The 18,026-nt window shown below is 68.2% G+C and carries 17 protein-coding genes, 2 tRNA genes and 1 pseudogene; 7 read left to right on the forward strand and 13 right to left on the reverse strand.

Translation table 11 applies throughout. From position 1 onward, the window contains the following. Positions 1 to 587: 587 nt before the first annotated feature. The 4 genes and pseudogenes from CWT12_RS14610 to CWT12_RS01680 form a co-directional block, all read right to left on the reverse strand. Positions 588 to 776: pseudogene (locus CWT12_RS14610) on the reverse strand (helix-turn-helix domain-containing protein); the annotation flags it as partial. Then, positions 773 to 1,060, reverse strand: a complete 288-nt coding sequence (locus CWT12_RS01670) for a hypothetical protein (RefSeq protein WP_161923455.1) — start codon at positions 1,058 to 1,060, stop codon at positions 773 to 775. The pseudogene CWT12_RS14610 and the gene CWT12_RS01670, both read right to left, overlap by 4 nt. A gap of 29 nt (positions 1,061 to 1,089) precedes the next feature. Then, positions 1,090 to 1,452 carry a helix-turn-helix domain-containing protein gene (locus CWT12_RS14615; protein ID WP_161923456.1) on the reverse strand — a complete coding sequence of 121 codons (363 nt, stop codon included), beginning with the start codon at positions 1,450 to 1,452 and terminating at the stop codon, positions 1,090 to 1,092. 364 nt (positions 1,453 to 1,816) lie between these two features. Beyond that, positions 1,817 to 1,890, reverse strand: a tRNA-Lys gene (locus CWT12_RS01680). Positions 1,891 to 2,200: 310 nt separating this feature from the next. Here CWT12_RS01680 and CWT12_RS01685 point away from each other — a divergent pair. From CWT12_RS01685 to CWT12_RS01695, 3 genes are all read left to right on the forward strand, one after another. Then, the gene (locus tag CWT12_RS01685; protein ID WP_161923457.1) at positions 2,201 to 2,890 is read left to right on the forward strand and encodes a hypothetical protein; all 690 of its coding nucleotides are present in this window, start codon (positions 2,201 to 2,203) and stop codon (positions 2,888 to 2,890) included. A gap of 215 nt (positions 2,891 to 3,105) precedes the next feature. Next, complete coding sequence (locus CWT12_RS01690; protein ID WP_161923458.1) at positions 3,106 to 5,736, forward strand: RNA degradosome polyphosphate kinase; 2,631 nt, start codon at positions 3,106 to 3,108, stop codon at positions 5,734 to 5,736. 17 nt (positions 5,737 to 5,753) lie between these two features. Further along, positions 5,754 to 6,773, forward strand: coding sequence for an NUDIX hydrolase (locus CWT12_RS01695; protein ID WP_161923459.1), 1,020 nt, complete (start codon positions 5,754 to 5,756; stop codon positions 6,771 to 6,773). 403 nt (positions 6,774 to 7,176) lie between these two features. Here CWT12_RS01695 and CWT12_RS01700 read toward each other — a convergent pair. From CWT12_RS01700 to CWT12_RS01710, 3 genes are all read right to left on the reverse strand, one after another. After that, positions 7,177 to 7,250, reverse strand: a tRNA-Pro gene (locus tag CWT12_RS01700). A 122-nt stretch (positions 7,251 to 7,372) separates the two neighbouring features. Next, positions 7,373 to 8,326, reverse strand: coding sequence for a metallophosphoesterase (locus tag CWT12_RS01705; protein ID WP_161923460.1), 954 nt, complete (start codon positions 8,324 to 8,326; stop codon positions 7,373 to 7,375). Positions 8,327 to 8,333: 7 nt separating this feature from the next. After that, positions 8,334 to 10,574 carry a transglycosylase domain-containing protein gene (locus CWT12_RS01710; RefSeq protein WP_161923461.1) on the reverse strand — a complete coding sequence of 747 codons (2,241 nt, stop codon included), beginning with the start codon at positions 10,572 to 10,574 and terminating at the stop codon, positions 8,334 to 8,336. 277 nt (positions 10,575 to 10,851) lie between these two features. Between CWT12_RS01710 and CWT12_RS01715 the strand changes: the two genes are divergently transcribed. Further along, positions 10,852 to 11,175, forward strand: coding sequence for a WhiB family transcriptional regulator (locus CWT12_RS01715; RefSeq protein ID WP_092534064.1), 324 nt, complete (start codon positions 10,852 to 10,854; stop codon positions 11,173 to 11,175). Between the two features lie 146 nt (positions 11,176 to 11,321). After that, entirely contained in the window at positions 11,322 to 11,510 is a 189-nt protein-coding gene (locus CWT12_RS01720; RefSeq protein ID WP_161923462.1) for a DUF4177 domain-containing protein, read from the forward strand. A gap of 246 nt (positions 11,511 to 11,756) precedes the next feature. Here CWT12_RS01720 and CWT12_RS01725 read toward each other — a convergent pair whose 3' ends face one another. Continuing rightward, positions 11,757 to 12,434: a Crp/Fnr family transcriptional regulator gene (locus CWT12_RS01725; protein WP_092534071.1), complete on the reverse strand. Its 678-nt coding sequence runs from the start codon at positions 12,432 to 12,434 to the stop codon at positions 11,757 to 11,759. 116 nt (positions 12,435 to 12,550) lie between these two features. Here CWT12_RS01725 and nth point away from each other — a divergent pair, with 116 nt between their 5' ends. Next, positions 12,551 to 13,273: an endonuclease III gene (nth, locus tag CWT12_RS01730; protein ID WP_161923463.1), complete on the forward strand. Its 723-nt coding sequence runs from the start codon at positions 12,551 to 12,553 to the stop codon at positions 13,271 to 13,273. Here nth and CWT12_RS01735 read toward each other — a convergent pair. Beyond that, positions 13,179 to 14,297, reverse strand: a complete 1,119-nt coding sequence (locus CWT12_RS01735) for an alpha/beta fold hydrolase (protein WP_161923464.1) — start codon at positions 14,295 to 14,297, stop codon at positions 13,179 to 13,181. The two genes, nth and CWT12_RS01735, sit on opposite strands and share 95 nt — an antisense overlap. A 1,007-nt stretch (positions 14,298 to 15,304) precedes the next feature. On the opposite strand from CWT12_RS01735, the gene CWT12_RS01740 reads away from it, so the two are divergent. After that, complete coding sequence (locus CWT12_RS01740; RefSeq protein WP_202616243.1) at positions 15,305 to 15,703, forward strand: class Ib ribonucleoside-diphosphate reductase assembly flavoprotein NrdI; 399 nt, start codon at positions 15,305 to 15,307, stop codon at positions 15,701 to 15,703. A 135-nt stretch (positions 15,704 to 15,838) separates the two neighbouring features. Here the strand turns inward: CWT12_RS01740 and CWT12_RS01745 are convergent, their stop codons facing one another. The 4 genes from CWT12_RS01745 to CWT12_RS13330 all read right to left on the reverse strand — a co-directional run bounded on the left by CWT12_RS01745 (position 15,839) and on the right by CWT12_RS13330 (position 17,883). After that, a complete protein-coding gene (locus CWT12_RS01745) occupies positions 15,839 to 16,162 on the reverse strand; it encodes a branched-chain amino acid transporter permease (protein WP_161923465.1) in 324 nt (107 codons plus the stop codon). Further along, the gene (locus CWT12_RS01750; protein ID WP_161925232.1) at positions 16,162 to 16,875 is read right to left on the reverse strand and encodes an AzlC family ABC transporter permease; all 714 of its coding nucleotides are present in this window, start codon (positions 16,873 to 16,875) and stop codon (positions 16,162 to 16,164) included. Before CWT12_RS01750 ends, CWT12_RS01745 begins: the two co-directional genes overlap by 1 nt. A 151-nt stretch (positions 16,876 to 17,026) precedes the next feature. Then, on the reverse strand, positions 17,027 to 17,482 hold the full coding sequence (locus CWT12_RS01755) for a hypothetical protein (RefSeq protein WP_237564246.1): 456 nt from the start codon (positions 17,480 to 17,482) through the stop codon (positions 17,027 to 17,029). Further along, complete coding sequence (locus CWT12_RS13330; protein ID WP_202616244.1) at positions 17,467 to 17,883, reverse strand: hypothetical protein; 417 nt, start codon at positions 17,881 to 17,883, stop codon at positions 17,467 to 17,469. Before CWT12_RS13330 ends, CWT12_RS01755 begins: the two co-directional genes overlap by 16 nt. Positions 17,884 to 18,026: the final 143 nt, after the last annotated feature.

Here is an 18,026-nt window from a genome sequence, read left to right on the forward strand (position 1 = left end):
CAGGAGACCGCCGAAAACACCTTAGACGGCACCGGCGGCCCGCCGTCGGCCGACCGTGCGGCAACAGGTGCCGCACGGTGCCCAGCACCAGGCGGCGAGCCCACCGACGGAGCCGCCGGCGTCGCCGGGGACGATACCGACCGGGCCGAGGGCGCAGCCCCGGCCCACCCGTCATCGCCGGCCCGCTCCACCCGACCAGACCCGACCCGCACCAGCTCCGAACCGATCGCCGCTGGTGACGTCACCTCATCGGTTAGGTCAGGTCTGGTGGTTCTAATGACGGTTCCTATATGCAACCGGCCAGTACTGGCCGGTTGCGAGCGGCCACTACTGGCCGGTTGCGCAACCGGCCGATCTGGCCTCTTGCGCAACCGGCCAGATTGGCCTGTTGCCGGAATCGCAGGCGAAACCGACTGCCCCGCATTCGGGCCTGTGGAAAACTCCTCCGGCTCATCCTCGCAACCGGCCAGATTGGCCTGTTGCCGAGATTCCAACGAATTCTCCAACCCGACACCAATGTGCAGCCGGTACCCATTCGACCTCCGACCGCGCGTCGACGACCGACGAACAACCGTCAACAACCCGAGCTCCTGAAGCGTCCGAACATGCCGACGCACCGTCCGCTCACCCATCTCGCAACGCTCAGCAATCACGCTCTGAGACGGCCAGCAGTAACCACTGTCATCAGCCTGATCAGCCAACGCAGCCAACACCAGCTTCGGGTAAGGACCAATACCCCTAACCAGCCACGCCCACGTCGACGCCAGATGACTCACGACCGGTCAACTCCGTCCACGTCCAACGCAAGCGACACCTCAGTGCCCGGGTACGGGGCGTCAGGACCCGCCGGCCTAGCCGAAAGCAGGCCCGACTCCGACAACCGAGCAAAGCACTTCGCCAGCGTGTCACTCGACACCTCAACCTGCTCAGCCAAGCGATCCAGGTCGACGATCGCGACGCCGTCAGGCTGGGCGTTATCCGCCACCGACACCAGCACCAACCGATCCATGGGCCTCACGCCCCGAACCTTCATAGCCCACGCCAAAGCCTTGAAACTCATTCAATACACCCCCTTCCATCAACTCGCGCTCACCACGGTAGCTTGTCCTGCCCCGGAAGCTCAGACGATGTAGAGCCCGCCGACGCGGTCGCATGGTCGGTCCGTGCTGGCGACGGCCACGACAACACCGGCTGCCCCGGCGGCGGGCTATCAGCCGACGGCGGCATCGACGCCGAGTCATCCGGCGAGGCGACAGACGGCCGCAGCAACGCCTCAATGGCGGACTTCCGGAAGCGCACTCGGCCGGACGGGTAGCGCACGCACTCGAGGAGTCCGCTGCGCGCCCACCGCCACAGCGTGTTGCGCGTCAGTCCTGAGTCTGGGAACTCCTGCACAACTTCAGCTGCTGATAGCAACGGATCGGTGTGGTTGTGCTCTGACGTTTCACTCATGGATCACAGGATGCATCAGTTCAAGAACCACCGCAAGCATCACTTGAACCGTGGCGTTTCATCAGTTACGCTAGTTCCATGAGTTCACAAGCGCTGCCAACTGTGCTAGACGGCTTTGATGCGGCCGTCGGCTTCACCGTGCAGCAGCATCTCTTCGCGCACGGTCTCACGCGTGCGCAGCTCGGGCAGATGCTCGGCGTGCCTGGTCAGAGCGTCTCTAACCGGCTGCGCGGCAAGGTCCGCTGGACCGCCGGCGATCTCGCCATTACGGCGGCGGCGTGCGGCGTCGACGTTGCCGACCTCTACCCGACCCGTACGGCGGACGGGTGGCAGCCGGCCCCCTTCGTGCCGGCCCGGCGTGAGGTGCCCCCCGTGGGGCTCGAACCCACGACCTTCGGATTAAAAGTCCGCAGCTCTGACCAACTGAGCTAGAGGGGCGCGCCTTCGGCCGGGAGCAGAGCCCGTACGCCGTCGGCGTCGCCAGCATAGCGGATGACGGCCTAAGCGCACCCAGGCCCGTCTGGGTCGCCCGCTGCTGCCTCCCGGTGCGCCCGCTGCGCCTGACGGGCGCCATCTAGGAGTTCCAGGCTCACACTGCACACCGCTGCTCCTTGCGCAACAATGGGACAGGCGCTGCGGCGCCCGCCGACTGCACTGCCAAGTCCGGCACCACTAACGCATACAGTCTGCGTGTCCTGCCGCCACCCGGGAACCGCCCGGAACTCATCCGGAATCGCTAGGAGGTCCTATGGCCCGCCAGTTCCATCGCCCCGCCCGGCTCGACCCCGAGGCCGCCGAGAACATTGAGGGCGGCACGGACACCGCCGTCGCCTCTGAGCTTGCTCACCGTGCCGCGCAGGCCCTGATCGGCGGCTTCCCGGAAGACGCCCCGGAAACAGACGCCTCCGTGGAGCGGATCACTCGCAGCGGCGTTGTCACGGCCGTCGCCTCCCACGGAGTGGACGCGGTCGCCGAGCTCTGGGCGGACTCGCCCGCCACCACCCTGCCGGGCACGCTCTGGCGTCTGTTCCTCGTGCGGGAGTGGATTCGGCGCGACCCGGAGCTGGTCGAACGGCGTTACGTCACCGTCGTGGACCTGGCTGCCATCGCAAATGAGCCCGAGGCGGCCGCCGCACGGCTCCGGCTCGACGCGGCCCTGGAAGACGCCCGGCGCGTTCCCTCCGCGGAGCAGGTGCGGGCCGCGATCGACGCCGTACTCGCAGGTCGCGCCGAAGACTCCGTACCCGGGCTGGTCCCCGTGCTGTCCGGAACCGCCGACTTCTTGCGGGCGCTTGCCGCAGGCAGCGATTCCACCTGGATCGACGACGACGCCGACGAGCTCGCCCACCCGGTTACTCGCCGGGACTCGGCCCTGCTCGCCACCGCTGAAGAACTGACGGAGGCGGCGCGGCGCGCCGGCGCCGGCCTCCTGGACTGACTTGGCGCGTGGCGCCGGGCGGATGAGCCGCAGCCGGGCTCCGGGGCCCGCGCGCGGCGGCGCGGGCCAACCACGGTGCGCGACAGGATCGGGTCCTCCCCGGGGCCCGCGCGCGGTGGGCGCGGGCCAGCGCCCCAGCGCCAGGGGTCGGTGTCCCATGGTTCATTGGCGCGGTTCACTGCCCGATCCGAGGCGGGACGTGGGACGATTCACCTATGACGACGCCAGACCCCGATGCGACCCCCTCCACGACCTCAGCGCCTCTGGCCTCCTTCCTCGGCGGATGGGCCCGCGCGCAGGCGCGGCACGCCGCCGCACCGGGGCCTGCGTCGATGCTTTCAGGAGAGGGCAGCGCCCCGACGAGTCCCTCGGCCGCATCCGCCGACGGCTCCGGCGCCGGGCTCAGCGACCAGGAGATCATTGAGGACCACGTCATCGAGTCCGCCGATCCGCGCGACTTCGCCGACGATGCCGGACCCCAGTACGAGGACGAGGACTTCGACGAGCAGGTTTCCGACGTCGGGGATGCGCGCTCCGCGTCTGGTGGCATCGCGCAGGTCTCACCCCCCGGCGCCAACGACCAGACGGGTTTCCTGGACTCCGACGACGCCGAGGGCGAGCCCGGCCCGGAGCCGACCGCCGTCGCCCCACTCGCCGCGGACGGCGATTCCGGCTCTCCCGGCGTTGCGTCGGCCGACTCAGCGGCGGGCACAGAGGCCGACCCGGAGTCAGAGCTGCCACCCCTGGATTCGTTCACCGATCGCTTCGCCGACCGGGAACTGACGTGGCTGGACTTCAACCAGCGGGTACTGGAACAGGCCGAGGACCAGGAGCTGCAACTGCTGGAGCGCGCCTGGTTCGCGGCGATCTTCTCCTCCAACCTTGACGAGTTCTACATGGTGCGGGTGGCCGGGCTGATGCGCCGCATCAAGGCCGGCATCACGCCGGTGCGTGCCTCCGGCCTGGACGCCCACCAAGTGGTTGCGGCCATCACCGAGCGTGCTAAGGAGCTCACGGCCCGGCAGGCGGCCCTTTTCCAGGAGGACATCCGCCCAAAGCTCGCTGAGCACAACATTGAGATCCTCGACTGGGACCAGCTGAGCCCGGAGCAGGCGGAGAAGATAACCCGCTACTTCCGCCACCAGATCTTCCCGGTGCTTACGCCACTGGCGGTGGATCCCTCCCACCCCTTCCCCTACATCTCCGGCCTGTCGCTGAACCTGGCGGTGCTGCTGCGCAACCCGCGCTCCGGCAAGGAGCACTTCGCCCGCGTCAAGGTGCCGCAGTCGCTGCCCCGCCTGATCACCGTGCCCGGGCGGGAGCTCGACCCCAAGAACAAGCAGGCGGGCACGGCCTTCATACCCATCGAGATTGTCATCGCCCAGCACCTGGATCACCTCTTCCCGGGGATGGACATCCTTGAGCACCACCTGTTCCGGGTGACCCGCAACGAGAACCTCGAGGTGGAGGAGGACGACGCCGAGAACCTCCTGAAGGCCATGGAGAAGGAGCTCGAGCGCCGCCGCTTCGGTGCGAGCGTGCGCCTGGAGGTGGAGGACACCATCAGTCCCTTCGTGCGCCGCTACCTGGTGCGTGCCCTGAACCTGCATGATGACGACGTCTTCGAGCTGCCGGCGCCGCTGGACCTGACCAGCCTCAACCAGCTGCACGACCTGGATATCCCAGAGCTGAAGTATCCGCGCTTCGTGCCGGTCACAGCGGCCGGCCTGGCCCCCCAGGAGTCCAGCACTCCCGGGGATATCTTCGCCGCCATGCGCGAGCACGACGTGCTGCTGCACCACCCTTACGACTCCTTCTCCACCTCAGTGCAGGAGTTCATCTCCCAGGCGGCAGCCGACCCCAAGGTTCTGGCAATCAAGCAGACCCTGTACCGCACCAGTGGGGACTCCCCGATCGTCGACGCCCTGATTGAGGCCGCCGAGGCTGGCAAGCAGGTGGTGGCGATCGTGGAGATCAAGGCCCGTTTTGACGAGGAGAACAACATCTCCTGGGCCCGCAAGCTTGAGCGCGCCGGGGTGCACGTCGTCTACGGCATGGTGGGGCTCAAGACCCACTGCAAGCTGCTGCTGGTGGTGCGCCAGGAGTCTGACGGGCTGCGCCGCTACTGCCACGTCGGTACCGGGAACTACCACCCCAAGACCGCTCGTGGGTACGAGGACCTGGGCCTGCTTACCTGCGACCGGGATGTGGCCCAGGACCTGACCACGCTGTTCAACCAGCTGTCCGGCTACGCCCCCCGCGCCCGCTTCCGCCGCCTGCTGGTGGCTCCCCGCACCGTGCGCGACGGGCTTATTGAGCGCATTGACCGGGAGATCGCCAACAAGCGGGCCGGCAAGCCCGCCTGGATCCGCATCAAGGTCAACTCAATCATTGATGAGGCCTGCATTGACGCCCTGTACCGGGCCAGCCGTGCCGGAGTCGCCGTCGACATCGTGGTGCGCGGCATCTGCGGCCTGCGGGCCGACGTGCCCGGGCTGAGTGATAACATCCGGGTTCGCTCGATCCTGGGCCGCTACCTGGAGCACTCCCGCATCTACGCCTTCTGCAACGACGGTGACACTGACCTGTTCATCGGCTCGGCGGACCTGATGCACCGTAACCTCGACCGGCGGGTGGAGGCGCTCGTGCGGATCACCGATCCCGTCATGATCGGTCAGCTGGAATGGTTGGTCACCCACGCGGCCAGCGACGACGTCTCCTCCTGGTGGCTGGAGCCGGACGGCACCTGGACTCGCCATACCCATGACGCCGAGGGCAACCGGCTCGAGGACATCCAGACGACGCTGATGACCTGGGCGCGCTCGCGGCTGCGGGGCGCCCACTGACGGGCGGGGCGGCTGAGATGGCAGACAAGTCCAACGGGAAGATGACTGTCCGTGCTGCGGGTGCGCTCGTCTGGCGCGAGGAGAACGGGCATCTGGAGGTACTGCTGGTGCACCGCCCCAGCTACAACGACTGGTCCTTTCCCAAGGGCAAGGTGGAGCCGGGGGAGTCGGTGCGCACCTGCGCGGTGCGTGAGGTCGCGGAGGAGACTGGTCTTCAGGTTGCCCTGGGGCAGCCGCTGGACACGGTCCGCTACCGGCTGCCCGACGGCTCCCGCAAGGAGGTCCGGTACTGGGCTGCCCGCGAGCTTGCGGATGACTCCCCGGCGCTGCGCGCGCGTACGCCGGTGACTCCAGCCGACGCGGCGGAGATCGACGGCGTCGAGTGGGTCCGCTCGAAGAAGGCCCGCGCACTGCTCACCCATTCGGCCGACCGAGATCTACTGGGCTCCCTGGTGGACCTGTGGGAGGACGGCAAGCTGGATACGTGGACCTTTGTGCTGGTGCGGCATGCTCGTGCCGTCAAGCGTTCGGTGTGGAATCGCCCCAAGGAGCGGGACGCCGAGGCCGATGAGGCCACTCGTCCGCTGACTAAGGATCAGGGTGAGGTGCGTGCACGTGCGCTTGTGCCGGTGCTTGCCGCGTACGGTGTCGCCCAGGTGATCACCAGCCCATGGCGGCGCTGCTATGACACGGTCGCGCCGTACGCGCAGGCGGCGGGTGCTGACCTGGCTGCCGAGCCTGCGCTGACGGAGGCTGCGCATGCCCTCAAGCCGAAGGCGGCGCGCAAGGTGGTCTCCAAGGTACTGCGGCGTCGCGATGTTCCGGTCGCTGTGTGTACCCACCGCCCGGTGCTGCCCACGGTCATGGAGGCCATTTCCGACTACGCCCCCGGCAAGCTCCTAAGGTCGGTCCCGGATCAGGATCCGTGGCTCAAGACCGGGGAGATTATGGTGGTGCACATGGCGCGTAGGCCGCGTGGCAAGATTCGCGCCGTCGCGATTGAGAAGCAGCGTCCGATGCTGTCTGAGGGCCGCTGACGCCCCTGCCGCATCGGTGCCGGTGGAGAAACAGGCGCCGTGACCTTGAAGGACGTCGGGCCGGAGAGCGCCAGTCGGCGCGATGGCCGCTCGTGGCGGCTTGTGTTGGAGCCCGGGGCCCGTCGCGGCCCGACGCCTTGATAAGGGTAATACATGCGCCTGGCTGAGCGCCGCGCGTACGCCCGCCGCGGATTCCAGGCACTCTTCGTGCTTGAGGGTGTGGCGGCTCGGGTCGGGTGCTACGCCGGTTAGGCGCTTGTTGAAGGGCTGCGGAGCCGATGCAGCCTCGGACGCCTCACGAGCGAGCTCGCGGGCGTCCTCGTCGTCGGGGTATTCGGCCTGGCGGCCTCTTACTCCCTCCTCTGCGAAGGTCTCATGAGCAAGCTCATGGACCTTCTTATCGTCGGGGTGGCGGGATTTGAACCCACGACCTCTTCGTCCCGAACGAAGCGCGCTACCAAACTGCGCCACACCCCGTGTGCGGGAAGACTATATCCGTCGTTCCGCCGGTGTGGGAAATCGTGTGCCTGAGGGGTCGGTCACCTGTTGTACTTCACGGGCGTGGAAGTGCACGTCTCGCGGCTCTCCTCGCAGCAGGTTCAGGCCGCCGGGCGCAGCGTGAGCAGGGTGGCCTCCGGGCGGCAAGCCACACGTACCGGGGTGTACGGGCTCGTGCCCAGTCCGGCGGAAACATGCAGGAACATGCGGTCACCGCCGCTGGCTCCGGGGCGCGCTCCCGGCCAGGAGGACAGGCCCGACGCACGGCCCCGGTCGAGATCGCAGTTCGTCACCAGGGCCCCGTACCAGGGCAGGCACAACTGGCCGCCGTGCGTGTGACCGGCGAAGGTAAGCCCGACCCCGTCGGCCGTCATCGCGTCCAGCACGCGCCGGTAAGGCGCATGCGCCAGCCCCAGCCGCAGTGGCCGACCGGCGAAGTCGCGTACAGCGGCGGCGTCGGGTGCCGGTGCAGGGGCGGGGAAGGCGTCCCGGTTCACGTGCGGATCGTCGACCCCCACCGCTTCAATACGACGCGCGCCTACAGTGATCGTGCCGCGCGCATTGGTCAGGTCGGCCCAGCCGCCTGCCGCCTGCAGGTCGCGCACTTCCTGCCAGGGGAGCCCCTCAATGGCGGCCTCCTGTGCAGGATCATCCCCAGCGCGCGGGTCCCGGCGCAGGTAGCGGGTGGGCAGCTTGAACACCGTGGTGCGGTAGTCGTGATCTCCCATGACGAAGGCCCCGGGCAGGTGCAGGAAGGGCTCCAAGGCGCGCCCCAGTGGCTCCAGCCCGCTGGCGAAGGAGAGGTTGTCGCCGGTGTTGACGACGACGTCGGGGTGGGTGTCCGCCAGGCTCCGCACCCAGTCGACGCGCGCCTCGGTGCGGTCGGTCAGGTGCAGGTCTGCCAGGTGCAGGATCCTGAGCGGCTGCTCTCCTGCTGCCAGTACGGGCACGTCCACGCGGCGCAGCACCGGCATGCGCGCCTCGATCAGGGCATATCCGAGCAGGCCGACGCCGGCAGTCAGACCGCCTAGCAGGGCGGTGCGGGCAGCGCGCATATGTCAGTCAGTCCTCATCGTCGGACTCGTCGTCCGAGTTGTCCCGCGAGTCGTCTCCGCCGTTCTGGTGCTGACTCTGCTGGCCGCTGCCCGAGGTCTGCCGTGTCTGCGCGGAATCATCGGAGCTGCCGCTGGATGCGCTCGGTGCGCCGGAGCCGAGGCTCACCTGGTTGAAGCCCTCAACCGGCTCGCCGGCCAGGGCCGCCTCCATGTACATCTTGAACATGGGCGCGGGCAGGTCGGCTCCGTACATGGTGGCGTAGTAGCGCCCGCCGATGTACTGGTGGTTCATCGCGTAGTAGCGGTCGGAGTGCCCGGCCCAGATAGCGGTTGCCAGCTGCGGGGTGTAGCCGATGAACCAGGCGTTGTCCATTTCGTCGGTGGTGCCGGTCTTCCCGGCCGTGGGGCGCCCGCTCAGCGCTGCGGCCGTGCCGGTACCCTTGCTGGCCAGCACTGACTGAAGGGTGATGGTCACCTGGTCCGCAGCGGTGGCGGTTATGACCTGCTTGCAGCCGGCCGACGGCGTGCTCATCTCGTTGCCGTCGGCGTCGGTGATGGAGTCGATAGCAATGGGCGTGCAGTACACGCCGTGAGCGGCGAAGGTCGCGTAGGCGTTGGCCATGGCCAGCGGGGTGGCCTCAGTGCCACCGAGCACCACCGACGGGTAGGGGTCCACCGGGTCCCCGTTGGCCTTGGTCACGCCCATATCGGCCGCCAGCTGGGTTACGGAGCACACATCCATCTGCACCAGCATTTCCGCGTAGCCGACGTTGATGGACAGGGCCGTGTTGTCCACCACTGAGTGGCGGCCGTTCTCGCCCGGGTTGGCGTTCTTCGGCGTCCAGGGCTCGGGGTGGAGGTCAGGGTCGCAGGAGATGTTCCACTCGTAGGAGCCGAAGGTACGCGGCGTGGTGTTGGTGACTGCGTACCCGGAGCGCCCCTCCTGGTACCACTGGGCCAGGGCGAAGGTCTTGAAGGCAGATCCCGGCTGGAAGCCGTTGGACTCCATGCCGCCGTGCAGGTAGTCCGCCGAGTAGGAGATCTGGGTGGCGGTGGGGTCGGAGCCGGTGGTGTCGCCGTAGTTGGTGTTCTGGGACATGGCCAGGATCCGGCCGGTGCCGGGCTCGATCGATACCAGTGCCGTCTTGACGTCCGACGGGTCACCGGTGGGCACGTAGGCCTGCACCGCGGCGTCCGCGGCCTCCTGCTTGGCGGTGTCCAGCGTGGTGGTGATCTCCAGCCCGCCGCGCAGCAGCAGCTGGCGCCGCTCGGTCTCGGTGGCGCCGAAGATGTCGGAGTTCTCGATCTCGCCCACCACGTACTCGCAGAAGTAGGCGGCCGAGCCGGCGGCCCCGCAGCCGCCCACCGAATCGGTAACCTTCAGCAGGTCCGCGACCTGGGTGTCCAGCCCGGCCTGGTACTCCTCGGCTGTGATGAACTCCTCCTCGTACATCTTCTCCAGCACCCAGTCCATGCGGGACTTCGCCTTGTCCGGGTACTGGACGGGGTCGTACATGCCGGGGGCGTTGGTCAGGCCTGCCAGCAGCGCGGCCTCGGGGATCGACAAGTCCTTGGCCGAGTGGGAGAAGTAGTGCCGTGCGGAAGCCTCCACGCCGTAGGTGGAGGGGCCGAATGAGGCGATGTTTAGGTAGCCCTCGAGGATCTGCTGCTTGGAGTACTTCTGCTCGACGGTGAGGGCGTACTTGATCTCGCGGAGCTTGCGGGCCACGGTCGGTGCCTTGGCGGCTGCGATCGCGGCGTCGTCGTCACTCTGCAGGCCCGCCTCAATGAGGATATTGCGGACGTACTGCTGGGTGAGGGTAGAGGCGCCCTGGGAGCCGCCGCTGGCATTGGAGACGACGGCGCGGACGATGCCCGCAGGGTCGACGCCCTTGTGCTGGTAGAAGCGCTGGTCCTCCACGGCCACGATGGCGTTGCTCATATTCGGGGAGATGTCATCCAGGGAGACGACGATGCGGTTCTCAGCGTAGAACTGCGTGATCTGGCTGCCGTCGGAGGCCTTGATCACCGAGACCTGGCTGGGCTCGAGGATGTTGAAGTCATCGGGGAGCTCATCGAACATCTGGGCCGAGGCCTTGGTGATCGCGGAGGCAACCCCGACCGCCGGCATGGCGAAGCCCGCGGCGAGCACACCGCCCGCGCCAGACAGGAGCAGGAACACCAGCAGCATCGCCACGACCTGGGCGGGGGAGGACAGCGACCTGCCGCGGGAGGATGACTTCGACATGTGCCCACACTACGGCCAAATGGCCTCTCATTGCAGTGGGCCACGACGCTATCTGGCTGGAAAACGTCTTAGAAGCGAAGGCGAGCACCGCGGCTTCGGCCTGTCGCAGGGCTGAGCCGCTTCGGGGTGATGGGCGTCGGATGACGCTCGGGGCGGGGGCGCAGCGCCGGTGGTGCCCGGGGAGGGAGACCGATTTGGCAAATGACCATCGGTTGGCATACCGTCTAGGTGTGATGCGGCTGACATTGTAGTCGGCTGTGGAGGCAGGGAGTGAAAAATGACGAGCGACCAGACCTGGGCGGCACGCGCGGCATGTGCAAGTGTTCCACCTGACCGGCTCTTCGGAAAAGGGGCCGAGCAGCGCGACGCCCGTTCGCTGTGCTTCACCTGCCCGGTGCGCATGGAGTGCCTGGCGGAGGCGCTGGACTCCGAGCTCAGCTTCGGCGTGTGGGGCGGGCTGACCGAGCGTGAGCGCCGCGCGCTACTGCGGCGGTTCCCCGAGGTCACCGACTGGAGTGAATGGCTGCGCCGCGAGGATGACGAGCTCGTTGCGGAGATCCACGCGCGGCGGGCGCCCCGCATCCTGGCGCGCGTGCGCTGAGCCGGCGGCTCCGGTGCAGCCTTATACGGGCTGATACGGGCTTTTACGGGGTCGGTGGCCCGGGACCTGCAGATTGTGCGCACGCTCTGCTGCGTGAACCCGCCGTCGCCGGCGCCCGCCGTGGGTACGTCCGCTAGGCTCGGGGCATGACCGAAGCGAATAGCAGTTCCCCGGGCGTCACCCGGTGGGAGTACGCAACTATCCCCCTGCTCGTCCACTCCACCAAGCAGATTCTTGACCAGTGGGGTGCCGACGGCTGGGAGCTCGTGCAGGTAGTTCCCGGCCCATCCGGTTCGGAGAACCTGGTCGCCTACCTCAAGCGGCCGCTGGCCTGAGCGCCCTGTGCGGGGTGCCGTCCCGACGGCGCCGCTCGGTTGCCCGGGAGGCTGACTTCGCCGGGCTCCCGCACGGCGGTCGTAGCCGTTTCCGCCACCTATCCTGTCGGCGGTGTTCTGGGGTCATTGCCTCAGTCAGGGCAGCCTGAACGCCGGAGCCAACACTTCACCAGCGTTGGCTCCGGCGTTCAGGCTGCCCGGTGCAGGTTGCCCGCAGGTGCGGGGGAGTCAGCGGGCGCGGGGGAGTCAGCGGGCGCGGCGGCGCAGGCGGTCGACGTCGAGCAGCGTGACGGCGCGGCCCTCCAGGCGGATCCAACCGCGCGAGACGAACTCGGCCAGCGACTTGTTGACTGTCTCGCGGGAGGCGCCGACCAGTTGGGCGAGCTCCTCCTGAGTGAGGTCGTGCGGAACGTGTACGCCGTCCTCCGTGGATGAGCCGAAGCGGTCCGCGAGATCCAGGAGGGCCTTGGCGACGCGGCCGGGCACGTCGGAGAAGACCAGGTCTGCCAGTGCCGTGTTGGTGCGACGCAGTCGCTGTGCCAGCGCGCGCAGCATGTCCTTGGCCAGCGTGGGGTGCGTCTCGATGAAGCTCATCAGCTGGGTGTGCTCCAGCGCCAGCAGATCGGTTGGGGCGACTGCGGTGGCCGTGGTGGAACGCGGGCCCGGATCGAAGAGCGTCAGCTCACCGACTACCTCGCCGGGGCCGAGTACCGCCAGCAGGTTCTCGCGTCCGTCGGCGGATGCATGGCCGAGCTTGATCTTGCCGGACAGGAGGATGTACAGGCGATCGCCCGGGTCGCCCTCATTGAAGAGGATCTCGCCGCGGCGCAGGGTGGTCTGCGTCATCATGTTGCGCAGCTCTTCTCGCTCCTGAGGAGTCATGCCCTCGAAGAGCGGAATTCTGGAGATGATGCTGTCTTCCACGAAGGTCCTCCTGTGGTGTCGTCTGGCGGGCCCGGGGACGAACGGGGCCTCATGCCTCATATCCTAGCCACGGCTTGTGACCTGTGGCACGCCGACGTGCATTGTAGTCTCACTGTGTGCCAGGTCAAACTGTTCAGCAGCCGGGGACGCCGGAAGGCGGCGCCTCCGGCACCGATATTTCCCAGGCCCCTGCGCAAGCCCATGCGGCGCTTGCCCAGCGGGCCGCCGCCGTCGACGACGTGCTCACCCGCCTGTACCCAGACGCCGGCTGCACCCTGGACCACGACAGCCCTTTCCAGCTGCTGGTGGCCACGGTCCTGTCCGCGCAGACCACCGACGCCCGCGTCAACACCATCACCCCGGCGTTGTTCTCCCGCTACCCGGACGCTGCCGCGCTGGCCGGTGCCGACCGGGCGGACTTGGAGATGCGCCTGCGTCCGCTGGGAATGCAGCGCACGCGTGCGTCCCGCCTGATCGCGCTGGGCGGCGACCTGGTGGCGGAGCACCACGGGGAGGTGCCGGCCGACCGGGAGGCGCTGGTGGCGCTGCCCGGCGTGGGGCGCAAGACCGCCAATGTGGTGCTGGGCAATGCGTTTGGTATACCTGCGATCACCGTCGATACGCATGTCGGCCGGCTGTCACGCCGCCTGGGGTGGACGACGGCAAGCGACCCGGTAGCTGTTGAGCGCGACCTCTCCGCCCTGTGGGAGCCGTCCCGCTGGACTGATGGTTGTCACCGCCTGATCATGCACGGGAGGACGGTCTGCCGCGCCCGCGCCCCCCGCTGCGAGGCATGCGCCGTGAACGCAGTTGGGATGTGCCCCCGGGTCGGCGTATGAATGAGGGGCGGCGCGGCCTGCGGAGCGCCAGGCGTGGCTTGTCCGGGGCCTGCGGCGTCGGGTCCACTCGCCGGGGCGGCGCCGTCAATTGGGTGAGGAAGGGCAGCAGTACGTCCACCAGCGCCTCGGGTGCCTCTTCCTGCGGGAAGTGCCCCACGCCATGGATCGTCACCTGCTGCAGCGCGCCGGCCACGTGGTGGGTGTCGCGTGCGTGCGCCCTGGCGGGCTGAACCGGGTCGAACTCTCCCTGTACCGATAGCACCGGGACCGTCGTCGGTCGATTCAGTGCCGCTGCCTCGGCGCGCGTGAGGGTGGATCGGCGCGTGCTCTCAAGGGCCGACCGCGCCGCGCCGGGGCGCGCCAGTAGGGCTGCGTAATACTCGGCGGCCTCGGTGACCAACGGGCGCGTGGCGGGGGCCGACCAAGAGCCCAGCAGGCGTTCCACGCCGACCGTCGTCCGCAGTCTGCGCTCCGGCAGGAGTGGGGCCTTGAGGAACAGGTGCTGCACGGTCGAGCCCATGACGGAGCGCATGGGTAGCGACCGCACGGCCGCTGGGTGCGGGGCCCCGATCGGAATCAGACCCACAGTGAGCTCCGGCTCCAGATTCGCCAGGGTCCAGCCCACCTGGCCGCCGAGTCCTGTGCCCACGACGACGGCGTGGTCATGCCCCAGCGCCCGCACCACGGCGGCTACGTCCTGGGCGAGGGTGACCAGGTCGTAGCCCGACGGCGGGCGGTCGGAGCCGCCGAATCCCCTTAGGTCAAGTGCGGCTACGCGGTGACCGGCGTCTGCGAGGGGCGGGATAACGTGACGCCAGGTCCACCAGCACTCGGGGAAGCCATGCAGTAGCAGAACCAGCGGTCCGGCGGGTGCGGAGGAAGCGACGGTGGATGCCGGTGAGCTCGCTGGGGGAACGGTTTCAAGCGGTATCTCCGGGCCCGCTAAAACAACGTGGAAGCGGGTGCCGCCGGCGGTGATATGGCGGTGCACCCAGGGCCCGGGGCGAGTCACAGTGGCTTGCACAACGGCAGCCTACTGGTTACGCGGGAGTATGCGCGCGGCCTGTCGAGCTGTCGGCTGCGTCGGTGCGCAACCGCGGCCGGCCTTGGTTGTGCGGTGTGGTGCGAGTGGTGGGCGGCTTTGCTCGGGTTGTGGGCGGTGTGCGCGTCTGGGTGGGTTGGCGTGCTGGGAGTGGTGGTTGTGGCGTGCCGGGAGTGGCGGCTGGTGGTTGGGGCTGTGCTGGCGCGGTGGTTCGTATGCCCATGGTTGGCGGTTCGTGTGTTCTGGCCGGTGGTTCGCGTGCCCATGGTTGGCGGTTCGTACCTGGTGGTGACGGTTCGTACGTTCTGGTCGACGATTCGTACCTGGTGGTGACGGTTCGTACCGTAGGGGTACGTAGCGTCACCGGAAGGTACGAACCGTTGGTGCCAAGTGCCGAACCGTCGCGGGAAGTGCCGAAGCGTCGCGGGAAGTGCCGAAGCGTCGCGCGGGGCGCACGAGCGGGCCGGCCCGGTCCGCGCCCCCGCAGTAGTGGATGCCCCCGCAGTAGTGTGTGGCCCCCGCGGCACCACCGGGACCCGCAGCGGCGTTTTCACCTCCCCGCAGTGGTGGGTGCCTCCCCGTTGAGCCTGGTGTGTGGCACTGGCCTGCTGTGACCTGCGCGCGCATGGGCACGCCTCCCCGCAGCACCTGGGGTCGGTGGCAGGATCGCTGGAACCGCGGGATTGCTGGAACCGCGGGATTGCTGGCCGGTGTCGTCGGTGGCTGTCGTCCCGGTTCGGGAGCCGGGTGGTCTCAACGATTTCTACCATTTGCCCGGGGCCGCCAACACGGCCGGACCCGCAGCCCCGCGCACGACCCCGCCGAAGCGAACGCGACCGCCACACTACGGCATGACCCCAACCACTATACCCACAAACCGGCAGGGGCACCTCAAACCGGAAGGACCGGTATTAGGTGCCACTGCCGATTGCGCGTCGGCCATGACGGATGTAACGTTGATGCGGCCTCATTGTGAATGACGGTTGTAAATGTCGACGATGAATGCGTGTGAGGGAAAAATGGCGCCGAAGATCGTGTATGCGTCCAAGGCGGGAAACGTGCAGAAGGTAGTTGAGCGGCTCGGGCTTCTGCCCGATGCCCTCAAGATCGTAGACGGCACTGAGCGCCTGGATGGTGAGTACGTATTGTTCACCTACACGGTCGGCAAGGGGCAGATTCCTAAGCCCGTGAAGGCGTTCCTCGAGTCGAATCCGGGGATTGTGGCCGTGGTGGGAAGCGGAAGCAAGGCCAAGAGCCACGTAGAAACATTCAATTTCGCGGCTAAGCGCGTAAGCGAAACCTATGATGTGCCAGTTATCGCCAAGCTGAACGGCGTGGGCACCAGTGAAGATCTCGACACGATTCGTGCGGGTCTGGCGGCGCTCTAGCCGAGTGGTGCCGGACGGTGCTGAGTTGCGTGGCGTCGGGTGGCGCTCTAGCCGAGTGATGCCGGGTGAATCTGGTGTCGATATCGGCGTCGTCGGTGCCGGTGGCCGGTGCGCGTCCGGGCCGGCGCACCCGGGTCAGCTCAGCAGCAGACTGGCCGCCACATAGACGGCGGTGCCGCCGATCAGCGAGAGCCCCAGGGATCTGCGCCACAGGTGCAGTCCTGCGGTGGTGCCGATGCCCGCAAGGGCGGGCAGCCAGGTTGCGGGGGCGCCAGTTACCCCATCGAGCGTATAGGCCACCAGCACGATCATGACGCCGAGCGGCATGGCGTCGCCGAGGAACCCCACCAACGGCATGCGCCCGCGCCCGCGCAGCAGCACGAACGGAGCAACACGGCAGGCGAAGGTTATGGCGGCCACCGCCGCAACGGCCCCGGCCAGTTGGGGATCGGTGAGCATCAGCTTCCACCTCTGCTCGCCGGGGCTCTGTTCGCGTGGACCCGCCACGCATACAGGGTTATGAGTGCGGCTGCAAGGGTACCCAGCGCGCTTAGAAGAGCCGCGGACCCACCTACCAGCAGCCCGACTCCTCCGGCCACGAATCCACTGAGTAAAACGGCCAGATCGGGGTGCGCCTTCCAATTCTCGATGGCAAGAATCACGAACAGTGAAGTGAGCACGAAGCCGAGCAGCTCCACGCGCTCCCCGATAAGTGAAGCCAGGCCGGTTCCCGCCAGAGCACCTGCCGTCGTCCCGGTGATCCAGGCGGAATGGCTCAAGGCTTCCACGACGACGATATAGCGCCCACTCATTGCGGCCCGGTCGCGCGAGGCGAGCAGGGCGTACACCTCGTCGGTGATGGCGTGGATTGCGTACAGGCGGGTGAGCGGGCGGTCGCGGACCCGATTCAGTGGAAAGCCCAGCCCGTAGAAGACGTGACGGCCGGAGACGAACAGGGTGGAGGCGGCGATCGCCGCTAGTGGCTGGCCGGTGCCCGCCAGTGGGACCAGCAGCATCTGCATGGTTCCCGAGTAGATGACCAAGCTCCACACCGGCGCCCACCACCATGCCAGGCCCTGTGCCACCAGCAGCAGCCCGGCGGCCAGTCCGAGCGTGATGTAGCCGATCATGATCGGCAGTGCGTCTCTTGCGGCATCGCGCGCACTGACCATGGGCAGCGGCTCGCGTGCCGACGCCGACGCCGCGGGGGAGGGAACGCTGGGAGCGGTCACCGCCCCAGGCTAGATGCTGTCAGGCCGGGGCGTTCAAGCGGACTTCATGGTGAGATCAGAATCGTCCCGCGTCCAACGGCGAGACGCCGACTCAGGCGCGGCGCACCCGGTCGATGATCTCCTGCTCGCGGCGGCCCGCCCGGCGGGCCTGGTGCGAGACCACACCGACCATGATCATGAACAGCCCGAAGGCGATGAACTTGCCGCTGATGGCGTCGGCCCACCAATATGCTGAAAGTGTGGCGCCTAGGCTCGAGTGAGCGGTAAGGCGGTCCAGCAGCGGGCCCACCGCATCGTTCATAGCGGCAGGCGCGACTAGGAACGGCAGGCCCGCCAAAACGGATATGACGCCTACTACGAAGGACCCCAGGCTGGATCGGCTGGCGGTCCACAGCGCGAAGGCGAGCGCGGCGGCTCCCGCAGCCAGCTCCAGCAGCGCGCGCACAGATAGACCGAAGCGCATCGGGGTGGCCCCGTCGACGGCCGCGGCGGCGCCGTCGTGGAGGAAGTACCAGGCCAGGGGCAGTGCGACTACCCATACCAGCACGCCGGCCCAGTGGGCGGCGGCGCGGGACTTCGGATGGCCGACGACGCTTGATCCCTCCAGCAGGATGTCGTCTTCCGAGCGTGGTTCGTCGGCGGCCGGTTCGGCGTCGGGGGCTGCGGGCGCCGACGCAGCGGGTCGGCTGTGGGGGCGGACCCGGGTGTGGGTGGCACCGGGGCTGGGGCGGGATCGGGCGCGGGTGGTGCTGGGGTCGGGGCGTGCGGGGGCTGAACCGCCTCGTCGGCCGGATCAGCGCTCGACGTGGTCAGGGAGGCGGCTGGGGTGGAGGAGTCCGCGGAATCGTGCGGGGCGGCCGCTAGCTCCCAGGCGGCGGACTCGGCCCGGTCCGCCGCTGTGGCGTGGTCCTCGGGGTCGCGTCCGGCGGCGTTGGTGTCGGTGCTCATCTGAACCTCCTTGTCCGCCACGGTAATGGCGCCGCCACCGTGCGCTGGGAGGCGTGCCGGGAGGCGATTCGAAGTAGACCGACCTGGGACTGGCGGACTCGTCTAGGCCTCCTACTGCGGTAGTAGTGAAAAGCTGACAGCCG

The sequence above is a fragment of the Actinomyces sp. 432 genome (assembly GCF_009930875.1).
Taxonomy (GTDB): Bacteria; Actinomycetota; Actinomycetes; order Actinomycetales; family Actinomycetaceae; genus Actinomyces.

Excerpts from the sequence above, each read along its gene's own strand:
- CWT12_RS01720 (WP_161923462.1), top strand. The coding sequence starts at position 11,322 with ATGACCGAAGCGAATAGCAGTTCCCCGGGCGTCACCCGGTGGGAGTAC.
- CWT12_RS01710 (WP_161923461.1), bottom strand. The coding sequence starts at position 10,574 with ATGTCGAAGTCATCCTCCCGCGGCAGGTCGCTGTCCTCCCCCGCCCAG.
- CWT12_RS01740 (WP_202616243.1), top strand. The coding sequence starts at position 15,305 with ATGTCGACGATGAATGCGTGTGAGGGAAAAATGGCGCCGAAGATCGTG.
- CWT12_RS01695 (WP_161923459.1), top strand. The coding sequence starts at position 5,754 with ATGGCAGACAAGTCCAACGGGAAGATGACTGTCCGTGCTGCGGGTGCG.
- CWT12_RS01745 (WP_161923465.1), bottom strand. The coding sequence starts at position 16,162 with ATGCTCACCGATCCCCAACTGGCCGGGGCCGTTGCGGCGGTGGCCGCC.
- CWT12_RS01670 (WP_161923455.1), bottom strand. The coding sequence starts at position 1,060 with ATGAGTTTCAAGGCTTTGGCGTGGGCTATGAAGGTTCGGGGCGTGAGG.
- CWT12_RS01750 (WP_161925232.1), bottom strand. The coding sequence starts at position 16,875 with ATGGTCAGTGCGCGCGATGCCGCAAGAGACGCACTGCCGATCATGATC.
- CWT12_RS01690 (WP_161923458.1), top strand. The coding sequence starts at position 3,106 with ATGACGACGCCAGACCCCGATGCGACCCCCTCCACGACCTCAGCGCCT.
- CWT12_RS01715 (WP_092534064.1), top strand. The coding sequence starts at position 10,852 with ATGACGAGCGACCAGACCTGGGCGGCACGCGCGGCATGTGCAAGTGTT.
- CWT12_RS13330 (WP_202616244.1), bottom strand. The coding sequence starts at position 17,883 with ATGAGCACCGACACCAACGCCGCCGGACGCGACCCCGAGGACCACGCC.
- CWT12_RS01685 (WP_161923457.1), top strand. The coding sequence starts at position 2,201 with ATGGCCCGCCAGTTCCATCGCCCCGCCCGGCTCGACCCCGAGGCCGCC.
- CWT12_RS01705 (WP_161923460.1), bottom strand. The coding sequence starts at position 8,326 with ATGCGCGCTGCCCGCACCGCCCTGCTAGGCGGTCTGACTGCCGGCGTC.
- CWT12_RS14615 (WP_161923456.1), bottom strand. The coding sequence starts at position 1,452 with ATGAGTGAAACGTCAGAGCACAACCACACCGATCCGTTGCTATCAGCA.